20 protein-coding genes and 2 pseudogenes are annotated in these 17,166 nt (G+C 28.9%); 8 read left to right on the top strand and 14 right to left on the bottom strand.

The genetic code is table 11. The features are described from left to right. Positions 1 to 38 precede the first annotated feature (38 nt). Together ACZ1HD_RS06215 and ACZ1HD_RS06210 are read right to left on the bottom strand one after the other, a co-directional pair. On the bottom strand, positions 39 to 908 hold the full coding sequence (locus tag ACZ1HD_RS06215) for an OmpA family protein (RefSeq protein WP_472688931.1): 870 nt from the start codon (positions 906 to 908) through the stop codon (positions 39 to 41). Positions 909 to 1,065: 157 nt separating this feature from the next. Next, positions 1,066 to 3,703: pseudogene (locus tag ACZ1HD_RS06210) on the bottom strand (valine--tRNA ligase). Between the two features lie 123 nt (positions 3,704 to 3,826). Here ACZ1HD_RS06210 and ACZ1HD_RS06205 point away from each other — a divergent pair. Further along, positions 3,827 to 4,231, top strand: coding sequence for a DUF1573 domain-containing protein (locus tag ACZ1HD_RS06205; protein WP_340934219.1), 405 nt, complete (start codon positions 3,827 to 3,829; stop codon positions 4,229 to 4,231). Here the strand turns inward: ACZ1HD_RS06205 and ACZ1HD_RS06200 are convergent. Continuing rightward, positions 4,228 to 5,526 (bottom strand): PDZ domain-containing protein, encoded by a 1,299-nt coding sequence (locus ACZ1HD_RS06200; RefSeq protein ID WP_472688930.1) that lies wholly within the window; start codon positions 5,524 to 5,526, stop codon positions 4,228 to 4,230. The genes ACZ1HD_RS06205 and ACZ1HD_RS06200 overlap by 4 nt on opposite strands. Before the next feature lie 195 nt (positions 5,527 to 5,721). On the opposite strand from ACZ1HD_RS06200, the pseudogene ACZ1HD_RS06195 reads away from it, so the two are divergent. Beyond that, positions 5,722 to 6,911 (top strand): annotated as a pseudogene (locus ACZ1HD_RS06195) (pyridoxal phosphate-dependent aminotransferase). Next, the gene (murB, locus tag ACZ1HD_RS06190) at positions 6,912 to 7,922 is read left to right on the top strand and encodes a UDP-N-acetylmuramate dehydrogenase (RefSeq protein ID WP_472688929.1); all 1,011 of its coding nucleotides are present in this window, start codon (positions 6,912 to 6,914) and stop codon (positions 7,920 to 7,922) included. A 53-nt stretch (positions 7,923 to 7,975) separates the two neighbouring features. On the opposite strand, the gene ACZ1HD_RS06185 is transcribed toward murB, so the two are convergent. From ACZ1HD_RS06185 to ACZ1HD_RS06135, 11 genes are all read right to left on the bottom strand, one after another. Beyond that, positions 7,976 to 8,560 (bottom strand): SCO family protein, encoded by a 585-nt coding sequence (locus ACZ1HD_RS06185; RefSeq protein WP_472688928.1) that lies wholly within the window; start codon positions 8,558 to 8,560, stop codon positions 7,976 to 7,978. 60 nt (positions 8,561 to 8,620) lie between these two features. Beyond that, entirely contained in the window at positions 8,621 to 8,809 is a 189-nt protein-coding gene (locus ACZ1HD_RS06180) for a hypothetical protein (protein WP_472688927.1), read from the bottom strand. Continuing rightward, entirely contained in the window at positions 8,766 to 9,215 is a 450-nt protein-coding gene (locus tag ACZ1HD_RS06175) for a toxin-antitoxin system YwqK family antitoxin (RefSeq protein ID WP_472688926.1), read from the bottom strand. Before ACZ1HD_RS06175 ends, ACZ1HD_RS06180 begins: the two co-directional genes overlap by 44 nt. Continuing rightward, positions 9,202 to 9,681: a YHYH protein gene (locus ACZ1HD_RS06170; protein WP_472688925.1), complete on the bottom strand. Its 480-nt coding sequence runs from the start codon at positions 9,679 to 9,681 to the stop codon at positions 9,202 to 9,204. Before ACZ1HD_RS06170 ends, ACZ1HD_RS06175 begins: the two co-directional genes overlap by 14 nt. Then, a complete protein-coding gene (locus ACZ1HD_RS06165) occupies positions 9,659 to 9,979 on the bottom strand; it encodes a hypothetical protein (protein ID WP_472688924.1) in 321 nt (106 codons plus the stop codon). Before ACZ1HD_RS06165 ends, ACZ1HD_RS06170 begins: the two co-directional genes overlap by 23 nt. Before the next feature lie 170 nt (positions 9,980 to 10,149). Then, on the bottom strand, positions 10,150 to 10,257 hold the full coding sequence (locus ACZ1HD_RS06160; RefSeq protein ID WP_472688923.1) for a hypothetical protein: 108 nt from the start codon (positions 10,255 to 10,257) through the stop codon (positions 10,150 to 10,152). Between the two features lie 320 nt (positions 10,258 to 10,577). Continuing rightward, positions 10,578 to 11,066, bottom strand: coding sequence for a hypothetical protein (locus tag ACZ1HD_RS06155; protein WP_472688922.1), 489 nt, complete (start codon positions 11,064 to 11,066; stop codon positions 10,578 to 10,580). A 6-nt stretch (positions 11,067 to 11,072) separates the two neighbouring features. Beyond that, positions 11,073 to 11,387 (bottom strand): hypothetical protein, encoded by a 315-nt coding sequence (locus ACZ1HD_RS06150; RefSeq protein ID WP_472688921.1) that lies wholly within the window; start codon positions 11,385 to 11,387, stop codon positions 11,073 to 11,075. 64 nt (positions 11,388 to 11,451) lie between these two features. Next, positions 11,452 to 12,030 (bottom strand): RNA polymerase sigma factor, encoded by a 579-nt coding sequence (locus tag ACZ1HD_RS06145; RefSeq protein WP_472688920.1) that lies wholly within the window; start codon positions 12,028 to 12,030, stop codon positions 11,452 to 11,454. Positions 12,031 to 12,113: 83 nt separating this feature from the next. Beyond that, the gene (locus tag ACZ1HD_RS06140; protein WP_472688919.1) at positions 12,114 to 12,593 is read right to left on the bottom strand and encodes a mechanosensitive ion channel family protein; all 480 of its coding nucleotides are present in this window, start codon (positions 12,591 to 12,593) and stop codon (positions 12,114 to 12,116) included. Continuing rightward, on the bottom strand, positions 12,577 to 12,945 hold the full coding sequence (locus ACZ1HD_RS06135; RefSeq protein ID WP_472688918.1) for a mechanosensitive ion channel family protein: 369 nt from the start codon (positions 12,943 to 12,945) through the stop codon (positions 12,577 to 12,579). The genes ACZ1HD_RS06140 and ACZ1HD_RS06135 overlap by 17 nt, the downstream gene beginning before the upstream one ends. A gap of 126 nt (positions 12,946 to 13,071) precedes the next feature. Between ACZ1HD_RS06135 and ACZ1HD_RS06130 the strand changes: the two genes are divergently transcribed. Genes ACZ1HD_RS06130 through lipA form a run of 5 tightly spaced genes read left to right on the top strand, consistent with a single transcriptional unit; the run spans position 13,072 to position 17,079 of the window. Beyond that, positions 13,072 to 13,275 (top strand): membrane or secreted protein, encoded by a 204-nt coding sequence (locus tag ACZ1HD_RS06130; protein ID WP_077808957.1) that lies wholly within the window; start codon positions 13,072 to 13,074, stop codon positions 13,273 to 13,275. A gap of 13 nt (positions 13,276 to 13,288) precedes the next feature. Then, positions 13,289 to 14,395, top strand: a complete 1,107-nt coding sequence (locus tag ACZ1HD_RS06125) for a glycosyltransferase (RefSeq protein WP_472688917.1) — start codon at positions 13,289 to 13,291, stop codon at positions 14,393 to 14,395. Then, positions 14,386 to 14,949 (top strand): RNA polymerase sigma factor, encoded by a 564-nt coding sequence (locus ACZ1HD_RS06120; RefSeq protein ID WP_340934232.1) that lies wholly within the window; start codon positions 14,386 to 14,388, stop codon positions 14,947 to 14,949. The genes ACZ1HD_RS06125 and ACZ1HD_RS06120 overlap by 10 nt, the downstream gene beginning before the upstream one ends. After that, complete coding sequence (locus tag ACZ1HD_RS06115; RefSeq protein WP_472688916.1) at positions 14,950 to 16,170, top strand: Nramp family divalent metal transporter; 1,221 nt, start codon at positions 14,950 to 14,952, stop codon at positions 16,168 to 16,170. It abuts the gene before it with no gap. A 39-nt stretch (positions 16,171 to 16,209) separates the two neighbouring features. Then, a complete protein-coding gene (gene lipA / locus ACZ1HD_RS06110) occupies positions 16,210 to 17,079 on the top strand; it encodes a lipoyl synthase (RefSeq protein ID WP_079738544.1) in 870 nt (289 codons plus the stop codon). Positions 17,080 to 17,166 lie beyond the last annotated feature (87 nt).

Below are 17,166 nucleotides of genomic sequence, written 5' to 3'. Positions count from 1 at the left end.
CAATTGGGAGTTTTTTTGGAATATATTATTTTAAATTTTTATTCTGCTAATGCTTCATCTGTAGCAATTAGTGCAAAAAACTTATCTAAATTTGGTAGAATTACAATTCTAGTTCTTCTATTTTTCGCTCTATTTTCTCGTGTATTATTTTCTACTAAAGGCATTGTAGAACCTCTACCGGATGCAATTAATCTGCTACCATCTACATTGTATTTATTTTCTAATAATCTTACAATTGACGTAGATCTTTTAACACTCAAATCCCAATTATCTTGCACAGAAGCATTGTTGATAGTTCTTGAGTCTGTATGACCTTCTATCATCACATCCATACTTGGTTCAGAATTTATAACATTAGCCAACTTTTCTACTAAACTATAAGCTCCTTTTTTTACTCTATAACTTGCCGTATTAAATAACAATTTATCAGAAACAGAAATCATTACAACTGTTTGGTCGATATCTATATTTATATCATCAGAATTATTAAGATCAGAAGTATTCATCTTATTCTTTAAATTATAAGATATCGCTAGGTTTAAAGAATCTTTTAGAGTCTTAGCCTCTGCTAAATCTGCTGCATCTACTTTTGCTAGCGTTTCTCTCATTCTTTCTCTAGTCTTATTAGATATTACGGCTGTATTACCAACCATATCTAATTTGATGTCATTTTCATTTTTCAAAGTAACGTTGTCACTTTTTAAGGAGTTAATTTTATCATTATAATTAGCTACTCTTTTTTCAATTTTAGCAAATTTACCTTCTAAAGCTTCTTTTTCTAAAGTAGTTTTTTGAAGATTTCCTTTAGCGTCTATATATTGACTTTCTAAAGCAGCATATTTCTTTTTAGACACACATGATGTTGCCAATAAAGACAATGCTACAAAGGGAATAATAAGTTTTTTCATAATTTTAAGTTTTATTAATAGTTATCTTTTAAAACCTACATTTTTTCGAATTAGTATAACACTAACTGTATTTTATAACTTTTTAACTTAAAATGTTAAAAAAACCATAATAACTTAATATTATGGTTTTTTAGAAAAATTAAAATGTATGTACGAGTTATTTAAGCGAACTTAAACTACTCTTTATTGTTTCTATTTTAGCAATAGTATCTGCTTCTTTTTTACGTTCTAAAGCGATTACTTGCTCTGGTGCATTTGCCACAAAACGTTCGTTAGAAAGCTTTTTGTTAATACCAAACAAGAAACCTTCTGCTCTTTTTAATTCTGTTTCTAACTTTTTAATTTCGGCTTCTACATCTATATTTTCTATAGAAATTGGTACAAAATATTCATTTGATTTTACTCTAAATGAAGCGCCGTCTACTTTTTCTGAAACATAGTTTATTACTGATGTATTTGTTAATTTCTGAATAACAGCATCAAAATCTTTAGAACTTTTATCATTATCAATTACAAATAATTCAACCGCATCTTTAAATGAAATGTTCTTATCTTTTCTAATAGTTCTAATTCCTGAAACTACATCTGTAGCAAAATCGAAATTGGTAATTATTTGCGTATCAAACTCTTTAATTGTAGGATATTTAGCAATAACCAATGCTTCTTCTGATGATCTTTCTGTAATATGTTGCCAAATTTCTTCTGTTAAAAATGGCATAAACGGATGCAATACTTTTAAGTTATTTTCTAAAACTTCTATAATTGCATCAAACGTAGTTTTGTCTATTGGTTTCTGATATGCAGGTTTTACAATTTCTAATAACCATGAAGAAAAATCATCATTAATTAGCTTGTAAATTGCCATTAAAGCATCAGACAAACGATATTTAGAAAAATGATCTTCTATTTCTGCCAAAGTTTTTTGAAACTTAGCTTCATACCATTCTAAACCAATTTTAGAAGTTTCTGGTTGTGGTAAACTTGCATCTACGTCCCAACCTTTTATCAAACGGAAAGCATTCCAAATTTTATTTGCAAACCCTTTTCCTTGTTGACATAAATCTTCATCAAACATTAAATCGTTACCTGCTGCAGAACTTAATAAAAGTCCAACTCTTACACCGTCTGCGCCATAATCATCAATTAATTTAAGTGCATCTGGCGAATTACCTAAAGATTTAGACATTTTACGTCTTTGTTTATCTCTAACTAACCCTGTTAAATATACGTTATTAAAAGGTTTTTGATCTTTATATTCATAACCTGCAACAATCATTCTTGCCACCCGGAAAAATAAAATATCCGGACCAGTAACTAAATCGTTTGTTGGGTAATAATATTTAATCTCTTCGTTCTCTCGGATTTCTAATTCCGTCGAAAACAGACATCGGCCACAACCAAGAAGAGAACCAAGTATCTAAAGCATCTTCATCTTGCTTTAAATCGGACGCAGACAAAGAAGCATTTCCTGTTTTTTCTTTTGCTAAAACTAAAGCATCTTCAATATTTTCTGCAACTACAAAATCTTCTTTTCCGTCTCCATAGAAAAAAGCAGGAATTTGTTGTCCCCACCAAAGTTGACGAGAAATATTCCAATCACGTACATTTTCCATCCAATGACGGTACGTATTTTCGAATTTTTTTGGATATAAGTTGATATCAGTATCATCACCTAAAACTGCTTTAATTGCAGGTTTAGCCAATTCTTCCATCTTTAAAAACCATTGGTCAGACAATCTAGGTTCAATAACCGCTTTTGTTCTTTCTGATGTACCAACTTTGTTTGTATGAACTTCAGTTTTTACTAAAATTCCTTTTTCTGATAATTCTTGAGCAATTTCTTTACGAACGACAAATCTATCTTTCCCTTGGTAATGTAATCCGAAGGAATTCAAAGAAGCATCATCATTAAAAATATCGATTACTTCTAGATTGTGTTTATCACCTAAATTCTTATCATTTTCATCGTGTGCAGGCGTAACTTTTAAACAACCTGTACCAAATTCTAAATCTACATATTCATCTTCTATAATCGGAATAATTCTTCCGCAAAGCGGCACAATTGCTTTCTTTCCTTTTAAATGTGTAAAACGCTCATCGTTTGGGTTGATACAAATTGCAGTATCACCAAAAATAGTTTCTGGTCTTGTTGTTGCAATTGTTAATGTATCATCAGAACCTTCAATTTTGTATTCTAAATAATACAAATTTCCTTGTCTTTCTTCGTGAATTACTTCTTCATCAGAAAGTGTTGTTTTTGCTTCCGGATCCCAGTTCACCATTCTGTAACCTCTGTAAATTAAACCTTTGTTGTATAAATCAACAAAAACTTTAATCACAGATTCAGACATTTCTGGATCCATTGTAAACGCAGTTCTTTCCCAATCACAAGAGGCACCTAACTTCTTTAATTGTTCTAAAATAATTCCTCCATATTCATCTTTCCAATCAAAAGCATGTTGTAAGAATTCTTCACGAGTTAAGTCGCTTTTTTTAATTCCTTGCTCTTTTAATTTAGCAACAACTTTTGCTTCTGTGGCAATAGATGCATGATCTGTACCAGGTACCCAACAAGCATTTTTACCTAATAAACGTGCACGTCTAATTAAAACATCTTGAATTGTATTATTTAGCATGTGCCCCATATGTAATACTCCGGTTACGTTTGGTGGCGGAATCACGATTGTGTAAGGCTCTCTTTCATCTGGCGTTGAATGAAAATAATTATTTTTCATCCAGTAATCGTACCATTTATCTTCTACTTGTTTTGCATCGTATTTAGATGGAATTGTCATACTTTGGTATCCTTTTTGATATATAATTCACAAAAATACAATTATCTATTTTGTAGAGAAAATTAGTAGTTGATTTTTTAAAACAAATTATAAAGCTTAATTTTACACTTTAAAATATTAAATATGAAACTTTTAACAGCCTTAATCTTATTTTTATTTGTCTCTTTTTCTATAAACTCACAAGAATTTAAGTTTGAAACAGAGTCTATTAACTATGGTAAAGTTAGTAAAGGCGCTAACGGAGAGCGAGTTTTTGTATTTACAAATATTGGCGATGCACCCTTAATTATTAAGAACATACAATCTTCTTGTGGTTGTACTGTGCCTAAAAAACCGGAAAAACCAATTATGCCAGGTGAAAAAGGAGAAATTAAAGTTTCTTATGATACAAAAAGGGTTGGTGGTTTTTCTAAACAAATTACAATTTTCTCTAATGCAAAAACTGCTAGAAAAACTTTAAAAATTAGAGGTTTTGTAGATAAAAAAGAGTTCTTAGAAAAAGAGAAAAGCATGCTTTCCGGCAGTTAGATTCTTTTTTCTAATCGAAATTGAAATGTTTTTTTAGAACCGTATCTTAGAACTGTAATTGTAATTTTTTTATTGGCTCTTTCTTGCATTTTACTTACAATTTGATTTAGTTTATATGAGTGAACGGGTTTTCTATTAATACTTGAGAGAATATCACCTGGTTGCAAACCTGCCCTATCTGCTGGCGAGTTTTTTACAACATTTTTAATAATATAAGAAGGCTTAAATTTATACGTGTAATTGGCTACAAAAGAAATTGTATTATTTGTTTGAATATCATTATTAAAAGAATCTGAAACAGGTTTAATAATCTCTTCTTTAACTAACTGCTTACCATTATAAACAATATCTAAACCACTCATATTATAATTAAAATCACTTTTAAAAGAAGCGTTTTTTCTAAGCGTAATTTTTTTATTTGGGTAATCTATCCAAACCATAAACCTCTTTAAAATATTACCACCTATACTGCCATTTCTTTCTTTTAACATACTTGCATTTTGTGTAGAAAGAGAATCTAGAAAAGATACCGTAGGGCTTTTAATTTCATATTTACCAATTATTAGTTTTGGTATTCTACTTCTGTTACCATAAATAGACCCGCTTAAACCTTCACCTAACAAATCATTAAAATATTTTAATGGTGTTTTTATTTCGACTTTAGAATTTTCGAAAAGCCATATTGCATCGCTTCCTCCAGAATCTACCAACATTTTAACAGGAGTTTGAACATTGTTAACTGTATCTAATTGCACATCAACCTCAACAAATGGTTTTTTTCTATAAAATTGTATGGGCAAAACTTCGCACTTTTTACATCGTTTATATTTAAACGAGTCTGGATTATAAAAGTCTATTTTTTTAGTTTTGTAATTTATTCTCACTACAAAATCTTTTAATAAATTATAGCCTATTATACCGTGTATTGTAGTTCCCATTTTACTAGATAAATCAAAAAAATCTTTTAAAATAACATAAACAGATTCATTATTACCAATCGCGTCTTTAACCTTTAATTTATTATTTCTAGAAATAATAGCTTCTACAGATTCTCCGTCACCCAAACCTCTTAAAGATACTTTTTCTGGATTTAGAAGACCAATGCTATCATTTTCTGAAAGATTAAAAATTATGGTTTTATTTACACCAGTATCAAGAATAAAACTCATTTTCTTGTTATTGATGAATACCGGAATTACAACTAAATTATTTATTAATTCAAAAGAAAGACGTTGTTTTTTTTGAGACGTATTTTTAAACCGAAATCCGTTTTGAGAATGACAAGTAAAAGTCAAAAAAACAAAATAAAAATTATTAAAAGCGAATTATTATTCAAGTTATTTTAGTTTAGGTATTTATAAAAATACAACATTTTTTTTGCTGATTATTCTTTTTTTAACTAAAAATTAGCCTTAAACTTTCAATAATATAATTCTTAATATAAAATATATTTTGCAAATTTGCATTGATAAAAATTACAACAATATATTATGCCTTCAATATCTAATAAAGGAATACAAATGCTTGAATCGCCAATTAGAAAATTGGTACCATACGCAGAAGATGCTAAGAAAAGAGGAGTTAAGGTTTTTCATTTAAATATAGGTCAACCAGATATTAAAACCCCTCAAGTAGCTTTAGATGCTGTTAAAAACAATACTATAGAAACACTTTCTTATGCAAGATCTGAAGGTTCTGAAGAATACAGAAATAAGTTAGCAAACTATTATGTAAAGAACAACATACCAGTTAACTCAAGCAATATAGTAGTTACAACAGGTGGTTCAGAAGCGTTATTATTTACAATTGGAAGTATTACAGATCCAGGAGACGAAATTATTATTCCAGAACCATTTTACGCAAACTACAATGGTTTTTCTACAGCTTCGGTGTAAGTGTTGTACCCGTTATTTCTAGTATAGATGACAATTTTGCACTACCAAAAATAGAAGATTTCGAGAAATTAATTACAGCTAAAACCAAAGCTATATTAATATGTAACCCTGGTAACCCAACCGGTTATTTATATTCTGAAGAAGAAATTGAAAAATTAAAAGAAATTGTTTTAAAACACGATTTATTTTTAATTGCTGATGAAGTTTATAGAGAATTTACTTACGATGGTTTAAATCACACATCTGTACTTTCTATCGATGGTTTAGAAAATAATGCAATTGTAATAGATTCGGTATCTAAAAGATATAGTATGTGTGGTGCAAGAATTGGTTGTATTGTATCAAAAAATGAAGAATTTATAAAAACTGCGGTAAAATTTGCACAAGCAAGATTAAGCCCGCCAACATATGCATTAATTGCAAGTGAAGCTGCATTAGACACACCACAGTCTTATTTTGATGATGTAAAAGAAGAATATGTATCTAGAAGAAATATTTTAATTTCTGAATTACAAAAAATTGATGGCGTAAAAGTTGCGAACCCAAAAGGAGCTTTTTATTGTGTTGCAGAATTACCCGTAAAAGATTCTGATCATTTTGCGCAATGGATTCTTGAAAGCTTTAATCATAATAACGAAACAGTTATGGTGGCACCAGCAAGTGGCTTTTATTCTACTGCCGGCGAAGGAAAAAATCAAGTAAGAATTGCTTATGTATTAAATGAAAAAGATTTAAAAAGATCTGTAGAAATTTTAGCACAAGCATTAAAACAATACCAAAACTAGTTGAATATTCAACAAAACATATCCTTAAAAAAGTATAATACGTTTGGCATTTCTGTAAATGCCAAACGCTTTATATCTGTAGATTCTGTTTATTTATTGCAACAAATTTTAAAGCAAGAAAAAGATATTTTTTTAATTTCTGGTGGTAGCAATATGTTACTTACTAAAGATATTGAAAAACTAGTTGTTCATATAGATTTTAAAGGTATTTCTATTGATAGAGAAGATGAAAACAATGTTTATTTAACTGTTAATGCAGGAGAAAATTGGCACGAATTTGTCTTATGGACTATTCATAATGATTTTGGTGGCATAGAAAATTTATCTTTAATTCCTGGAAATGTTGGCACTTGCCCAATTCAGAATATTGGTGCATACGGAGTTGAAGTTAAAGATGTAATTACTAAAGTTGAAGCCTTAGAAATTGAAACAGGAAAACTAATTAGTTTTTCTAACGAAGTTTGTGATTTTGGCTACAGAAACTCAATATTTAAAAACGAAGAAAAAGGTAAGTACATTATTGTAGCAGTTAGCTTTAAGCTTACAAAAAACAAGCATACTTTAAATACTTCTTATGGAGCAATTGAAACTGAACTTGAAGCAAAAAATATAGTTTCACCAAGTTTACAAGATGTTTCTAATGCAGTAATTGCCATAAGAAAATCTAAATTACCAGATCCTAAAGAAATTGGTAACAGTGGTAGCTTTTTTAAGAACCCTGTAATTTCTAAAGATCAATTCTTAGAACTTCAAAAAGAAAACCCAAACATACCTAATTACCCGGTTTCCGATACAGAAATTAAAGTTCCCGCAGGTTGGTTAGTAGAACAAAGTGGTTTTAAAGGAAAACGTTTTGGAGATGCTGGTATACATGAAAAACAAGCATTAGTTATAGTGAATTACGGTAATGCCTCCGGTAAAGAAATTTATTTATTAGCTCAAAAAATTCAAGAAAAAGTATTTAAAAACTTCGGAATTTCATTGGAAATTGAAGTGAATGTTATTGCATAAAAAAAGCCTTAAATAATTAAGGCTCTCTTCAACAATATTCCCCAAAAAAACACCTACTTCTCTTTCTTTAAGGTTTTTATATCTTCAATTAACTGCAAAACAGAATTTTTATTTAAACCGTTATAAATACCTCTAATGTGTTTGTTTTTATCAATTAAGACAAAGTTTTCTGTATGTAAAAAATCGTCTAATCCTTTAGGTTCACCTAAATTTTCTTCTACAAAATAGGCTTGTCTTCCTAAATCGTAAATTTCTTTTTTATTACCAGTTACTAAATGCCAATTTTTACCAATATTTTTGTCTAATGCATATTTTTTTAATTGTGCAACGGAATCTATTGAAGGCGTAACAGAGTGAGATAAAAATAATACAGTGGTATCGTTTTTAAATTTATCTGCAACTACACTCATATTTGCCGTCATTTTAGGACAAATACCAGGACAAGTTGTAAAGAAAAAATCTGCCACATAGATTTTATTTTTAAATGTATTCTGATTAACTACACGACCATCTTGATTGATAAAATTAAAATCTGGAATGCTATGAAAATCATCTAAATCTGTATCTAAAGATGATAACCATCTAGGAGTAAAAGATGCTTCATTATAAAAAGGCAATACATCTACCCTACTAGACATTTTTTCTTTATTGTTACTTTTACAGCTTATCATAATGATAAAACCAATTAATAAAAAAATCTATTTAACATTTTCTATAATTTTTTCGTTAGATAATTGGTAGCATAAATTAGCTCTTTGCAAACCAAATGCTCTACCATTTTTAGCTTCGTAGTTAACATATATTTTTCCATTTTTTAACCAAGCTTGTTGTAAACCATTCTCTTTACCATCTTTTAAGTACTTTTTTTGACAATTGTCTATTTTCAAACCAAACTTGTTCTATCCCATGTTTTTTACCATTTAGATACTTAGATTCAGAAAAAACTTTACCCGAAGAATAGTATTTTATTTTTGTTCCTTCTAAAACATTTTCATTATAGAATGATTTAGTTTTTATGGTACCATCTTTAAAAAACTTATAAGCTAAACCTTCTTTTTTTCCGTTATAGTAGCCTATTTTTTCAGATAATGATGAATTACTATAATATTTTACAGCAAATCCATTAAAAGGATTACCCATGTAAAACCACTGCCCTTTTTCTTTGATTAATTCTAATTCATTTTTATCAACTAGAAAATTTTTAATTTCTTTTTTAGATGTTGTTTTAACAGAAGTTTTATTACAGCTACTAAGAGCTAGAATAACGATAAGTAATATTCTAGTTAACTGCATTTGGGGTTCCTTGATATGGTCCTGCAAAAAGTATGTACCTACCTGTACTTGCATACAACTCATTGATAATATGATAATGATACTCTGCAATATCTGTATGTTGCGTAGTACTTATATGTCCGCCAGAACTATCTAAATCTGTTGGATATGTTCCTGTAGAGTTGCACTTTCTACCATAAATAAAAAAACCATCAGAAATAATACCATTTAATTTATCGTCATCATCAGAAAAAGCCAAAGGTTCTAAATGATAATGATAATCTGAAGGGCCAATGTGTGCACCTGAGTAATCTAAACTTCCTGCAGCAGAATCTAAAGGTCCATTGCCTTCTTGATCATTGTATAAAAAAGCACCGCTAATTGCAATACCAATTGCGCCTAATTGGGTATTAGATGTTGAGTTGGCTTTACTAGGATTTGCTGGTACGGTTAAAGAAGCAGAATTATCTCGCCCGAGATGTATCAATTCTGGTTGGTGTCATTTTATCTGTACTAGTTACAGTTGGTGCTACATATAATGGATGATTTTCACTCCAGTATGGTGTTTTATGATTTGGTAAACCCGTGGTTTCGATTACAACGTTAGAACCTTGTAAATAAATATCTGTTTCTGTTGTATCAAACTCTGCAAATGCACTATGAAGTGTTACTTCAACTTCTTCAATTTCTTCTACTGATGTAGTACCTTCTGAAGAACTACACGCAAAACTGTAGGATATAATTACTGTTAAAAGAGCTATTTTTTTTACGATTTTAAATCTCATATTAATGTATTTTAAAAGTTATATATATTTTAGATGCAATTAATTAAAAAACTTGTGCTTAAGTTTATATTTTTTTAGAAAAAAGCCTCGTAATTGCTTACGAAGCCTTTAATCAACTAACCAAACTCAAATCAAATTTTATTTTTTTATTTTCTTTTGTACATATTTTATTAATTTCTTGGTCTTTCTCTTCTTTCTGGTTTTGGTGCATTTTTTAACTCCTTTTTAGATAGAAAACCATCTTCATTAGTATCGATTTTCTTAAAATCTTTTTTCAACGGACCTTTAGCTTCCTTTAAAGAAATTTTACCATCTTCATTAGCATCTAAATCTTTTAAAATTTTAGCTATTGATGGTGGCCCTTTTGGTTTTTCTCTTCTTTCTTCCTCTTGCGCATAACTTATAGATGTTGTTAAAACTATTACTGCTAAAGATGTTACTATTTTGTTTTCTAAATTCTTAATTTTTATAAGTTTTTACTTGTTTTGAATATTTAGATGCAGGTATTAAAAAAACTTGTGCGCGTTAACTTTATTTTAACAAAAAGCCTTATTTCTAATTTAGAAATAAGGCTTTTGAATATAATTAAAAACAAAAATTATCTTGGTGGTGGTCGGTTTCCTCTATTTTGAGGTGGCATTCTACCGTCTCTTGGTGGTGGCATTTTATTATTGCCATGTATAGCTTTTCTAACAATCTTTTCTAATTTATCTTTCTGTTCTTGTGAACACAAATCACGAACCTTAATAAAAAAAGAAAATACTTCTAACTCTTTTTCACCTTCTAAAGAGCCTATTTCTTTAGCTATTAATTCCACTTCTTGTTCTAATGTCTCAAAAGAATTGAATAGTTTATTTTTATTATTTTTTACCTGTTCATCTAAACTTCTCATCGTTTCTCTATGAGACGTATCTAAAACCAAAAATTCTTTTTCTTGATCTTTGGTAAAATTTAATTCTTCTATAAGAAAATCTCTACCACGCCTTTCGGTTTCTTTAATGTGAGGTTTATTGATTAGCATAAAAATAAGTACGCCGTTTAAAACTACCAACAGCAATAATAAAATAGGGAGTAATTTTGATTTCATATTTTATTAATTTAAATAAGAATTACTTGTAGACTCTAAAGAATACTCTTGAGAAAACGTTTCTACAGAGTAATTTGTCGTTTTTTCTGATGAATTAAAAGCGTAAAAAATAGTTATTGCATTTAAAAACAGAATTACCAAAACAGCAGCCAATTGAAATTGCGGAGTTAGCCAAGAGAAAACCTTTTCTTTTTCTTCTTTTTCTTCATTTATTTTTTGAAGAACTTTATGTTTAAAATAAGGACTTACTTTTACTTTTTCTATGGTTTCTATAGCCATAAAAGTATCTTCAACTTTCTTATCTATTTCTTTATTTTTCATTTTTAACACTTTATTAAAATAAACACGTACCTATTTAGATGCAAACTTTTGTAAAAACTTGCGCCTAAATATCATTTTTATAAAATTTTGTTAATTTTTCTTGCAAACTCTTTTTTGCCCTAAACATTAAAGACTCAACAGACGATAAACTTTTACCCGTAATCTCTACAATTTCTTGATAACTTTTATCATCAATTTTAGCTAATGTAAAAACAACTCTTTGCGCTTCGGGCAAGGTATTTATAGCTTTGTAAATAGTTACTGATTTTTCTTTATTTACTAATAAAACACCCGGATGGTTAAATTCTGTAAAATAGCTAGTTTTATCTAATGGCACTTCATTACCAAGAATGGTTTGCATAAAAGCAAAACGTTTTTTAGCATTCTTTTTTCTGATAAATTCTAGACACTTATTTGTGGCTATTTTAAAAATCCAGGTAGATAATTTAGAATCTCCTTTAAATTTGGCGATAGATTTAAAAACTTCTAAGAAAACTTCTTGCGCAACATCTTCTGCGTCTTCTTTATTTGGAATAAAAGAGATACAGGTACCAAAAACTTTCTGTTGATAATCATCTATAATTTGACTAAAAACTTTCTGATTTCCGGATTTTAATGCCGCTATTAATTTTTCTTCGGTCAATAGTTTTTAATTTCTAATAAGTAAACATACAAAAAAAGACTGCTTTACAAAGCAGTCTTTTTTATTTAATCTCTAAAGATCTTTTATTTAGTCATTGTAACTATTCTCTGTGGTAATGGTGCTTCGAAACCTGCTTTACCTAAAGCTTCTACTACAGCTTGTCTAGTATCCCAATAAACATCCCAATAATTTTCACAATTTACATAAGGCAATGCTAATAACTCAACACTATTTTGTCCTAAATTATTTACAGCAACTCTTGGTTTGCTTGCACCTTCTTGTAAAACGTTTTTATCTTTATTTAAAATATCTAAAACAATCTCTTTAGCTTTTGAAATATCAGCATCATATCTAATAGCAAAAGGCATATCGATACGTAAATTACCAATTTTAGTTAAATTAGTTATTTTGTTAGATGTTATAGCAGAGTTTGGTATAATTTCTGTTTCATTTTGAAAAGTTTCTATAACTGTTACAAAAACAGAAATTTCTTTTACAAAACCAAAAGCACCGTTTGTCTTAATTAAATCACCAACCTTAAACGGCTTAAAAATAAGTAGCATTACACCGAGATGCAATATGCCCCAAAGAACCATTAAATGCTGCACCTATAGCTAAACCAACTCCTGCCAATAACGCTGCAAAAGATGCCATTGGTAAACCTACTATACCTGCAATAGAAATAATTAATAATAATTTTAATAAAAAACCAATTGTTGTTAATAGAAATGGTTGTAAAGTTTCGTCTAAACTTGTTTTTTCAAATGCTTTAGATACACCTTTCATAATTATCCTAATAATCCATAGTCCAATTATTAAAGCTGCTATTGCACCAATTAACTGTAAACCCCAATTTCCTAATCCATAAGAAATTGTGTTAAAAAAATTTTGTAAAGAATTTGTAATTGTATCCATTATATAGTTTTAGTTTGTTACAAATGTTTGACCCTTTATAATTTAAAAAGTCACGATACAAAATAAGTATAAGTGATTTTTTAGGTAACAATTAGAATACGTATCTTTGCATTAGAAATATTATTTATGAAACTATTACTTATTACTTTAGCTTTATTAGGACTTGGTGTTGCAGGAATTGCAATTAAAATTTGGGCAAAAAAAGACGGTAAATTTGCAGGTACTTGTGCAAGCCAAAACCCAATGTTAAACAAATCTGGTGAATCTTGTGGCTTTTGCGGAAAAACGCCGGAACAATATGCAGATTGTGCAGAGCCTCAACATAACTAATTTAATTCTTTAAATGATTATATCTGTACTATTCTACAGTTTTGTAGTTTTTGCAGTACTTCAAATTGTATATTATTTATTTTTTACTTCTTTTCTTTTTAAAGATAAAGAACAAACAAATACTTCTAAAGAAACACCAGTTTCTGTTATAATTTGTGCTAAAAACGAAGCAAAAAACCTTCAAAAATTTCTACCATCAATTTTAGAACAAACATATTCTAATTTTGAGGTTGTACTTATTAATGATGCATCTTCTGATGCTACATCAGAAATAATGGAAGATTTTCAAAAAAAGGATGATAGAATTAAATGTATAGAAGTTGAAAACATTGAAGCTTTTTGGGGAAACAAAAAATATGCTTTAACCCTTGGTATTAAAGGGGCAAATTACGAGCATTTATTATTTATTGATGCAGATTGTAAACCGGTTTCTAAAAACTGGATAACAGAAATGTCTAAAAATTTTAGTGAAACAAAAACTATTATAATTGGATATGGTAAGTACAAAAAAGAAAAATCTCTTGTAAACTTATTTGTTCGTTTCGAGACACTTTTAACAGCAATACAATATTTTAGTTATGCCAAACTAAAAATGCCTTATATGGCAGTTGGTAGAAATTTAGCGTATGCAAAATCTGAGTTTTTTAATGTAAAAGGCTTTATAAAACACATGCATATTAATTACGGTGATGACGACTTGTTTATACAAGATGTAGCAAATAAAAAAAATACAAAAATTTGTACAACTAAAGATAGTTTTACAGAATCTTTGGCTCCAACAAATTTTAAAAAATGGTTTCAACAAAAAAGAAGACATATTTCTACTGCAAATTATTATAAGAAAAAACATCAGTTTTTATTAGGCCTTTTTTATATATCTAAAGTGTTTTTATTTGCAACAGCAGCCTTGTTGTTTATTTTATTTCCTAATTGGATTCTTATTTTATCAATATTGCTTTCCTATTACTTTGTTCAATTTTTAGTAATTGGTTTATCAGCAAAAAAATTAGATGAACCACAATTAATTTATTTTCTTCCTTTTTTAGAAATTGGTTTATTATTCTTTCAATTTAGTATATTTATAGCTAACTTGTTATCAAAACCAAATCATTGGAAATAGATATTAAAAAATTAGAAGCAAATATTTTAAAAGCTAAAAACGGAGATCAATCTGCTTTTAGTTTTCTACTGAACCTATATTGGTCTGATGTTTTTAATTTTTTATTAAAAAGAACAAAGAGCGAAAACGATGCAGAGGACATAGCAATACAAACGTTTTCTAAAGCTTTTGATAAAATAAAATCTTTTGATGAAACTTATGTTTTTAAAACTTGGTTAATTACTATTTCTAAAAACATACACATCGATTTACTTCGTAAAAAAAATAGTTCTATAATTACAGAAACTTCTAAAGAACAAGAAGATAAAGTTTATTTAGTCGTTGATGAAAACCCGACTCCGGAAGATAAAATCATTCGAGAACAGAATTTAGCAAATCTTTTACGAGACATAAAACAATTAAAACCTAAATACCAAGAAGTTATACAATTACGTTATTTTCAAGAATTAAGTTATAAAGAAATTTCTGTACAAATTAACGAACCAATGAATAACGTAAAAGTTAAACTTTTGCGTGCAAAAAAACTTTTAGCTGAAATTATTAAGAAATCTTAAGTGAAAAAAACTTTTTTACAAAGTCTTGGACCAGGTTTGTTATTTGCAGGAGCTGCAATTGGCGTTTCGCATTTAGTACAATCTACAAGAGCTGGTGCAGAATTTGGATTTGGGTTAATTTGGGCACTTTTTTTAGTACATATTTTTAAATATCCGTTCTTTCAATTCGGACCAAGATATGCTGCTGCAACCGGAGAAACACTTTTAGATGGTTATAAAAAATTAGGGAAAGGTATTTTAGTTGCTTATTATATTATAAACTTTACAACCATGTTTACCATACAAGCTGCAGTAACTATTGTTACCGCTGGTTTAGCTTCTCAATTATTTGGTTTTACAGATAATTTGGTTTTATGGTCTACTTTTTTAATGTTTTTAAGTATCATTTTCTTACTTATTGGAAAGTATAAATTACTCGATAATGTGATGAAATACATTATAGTAATTCTTACTTTTAGTACAATTATTGCAGTTTGTGTAGCTCTTTATAACACAAAAGAAGCTTTTGATGCAACACAAATTATACCTTCTGGCGCTGTAGAACTTACCTTTTTAATTGCTTTTTTAGGATGGATGCCTGCACCTTTAGACGTATCTATTTGGCATTCGATTTGGTCTGTAGAAAAAGATGAAACTTCTTTAATAAAAACTAAGAAAAAAGATGCAGTTTTCGATTTTAATGTTGGCTATATCAGTGCGCTATTTTTAGGTATTTGTTTTGTACTATTAGGTGCTTTGGTTATGTATAAATCCGGAACAACTTTCTCTGATAAAGGAGGTGTATTTGCAACTCAATTAATTGAATTATACACAAAAAACCTCGGCGATTTCTCTTACATTTTTATAGCCATAGCAGCTTTTACAACAATGTTTAGCACAACCATAACAACTTTAGATGCATCACCAAGAGCAATGGATAGAACATCTAAACTTTTATTTAATAAACCGTTTAAATTTGGTTATTGGTTTTGGATTCTCTTCTTATTTATAGGTACATTTTTGATTTTACATTTTTTTATGGATAATATGGGTTTGTTAGTTAAAATTGCTACCATACTTTCATTTTTAACAGCTCCTTTTTATGCTATTTTAAACTATAAATTAATAACTAGTAACCACACACCTAAAGAACACAGACCAGGTTTAATTTTAAAGATTTTAAGTTTTATTGGTTTTGCTTTTTTAATAGGTTTTACTATTTGGTTTTTAACAAGTATTTAAATCTTTTCTTCGTAAATTTGCATTTCAAATTCAATAGAAATGGCAATAGAATCTGTAATAGTACCGGAAAGACCAAAAAAACCAAAATGGCTTCGAGTAAAGTTACCTGTTGGTAAAAAATACACAGAACTTAGAGGTTTAGTAGATAAATATAAATTAAACACAATTTGTACAAGTGGTAGCTGCCCAAACATGGGAGAATGTTGGGGAGAAGGAACTGCAACTTTTATGATTTTAGGTAATATTTGTACACGATCTTGCGGATTTTGTGGTGTAAAAACAGGAAGACCAGAAACAGTAGAATGGGATGAACCAGAAAAAGTTGCTCGCTCTATAAAAATAATGAGCATCAAACATGCAGTAATTACATCTGTAGATAGAGATGATTTGAAAGATGGAGGTTCTATTATTTGGGCAGAAACTGTAGATGCAATTAGAAGAGCAAACCCTAAAACTACTTTAGAAACTTTAATTCCAGATTTTCAAGGAAATACAAAACAAATAGATCGAATTATAGAGGTTGCACCAGAAGTTGTATCTCATAATATGGAAACCGTTAGAAGGCTAACTAGAGAAGTTAGAATTCAAGCTAAATATGATCGAAGTTTAGGTGTTTTAAAGTATTTAAAAGAAAACGGAATGAGAACTAAAACAGGTTTAATGCTTGGTTTAGGTGAAACTGAAGAAGAAGTAATACAAACAATGAAAGATTTACGTGAAGTAAATTGTGACATCATTACTATTGGACAGTATTTACAACCAACAAAAAAACATTTACCTGTTAAAGAATTTATTACGCCAGAACAGTTTAAAAAGTATGAAACTTTAGGTTTAGAAATGGGCTTTATGTTTGTTGAAAGTGGTGCATTAGTAAGATCTTCTTACAAAGCACATAAACACGCTAATTAATTTAGTTGAATTTTAAACGAATAATTATTTATATCACAATAATAAGCGAAAAACTAAAACGATTCCCTAAAAAGAATCGTTTTTTTA

It is taken from the genome of Polaribacter sp. HA6-7, from assembly GCF_055693625.1.
This window is presented reverse-complemented; position numbering and strand designations above follow the sequence as displayed.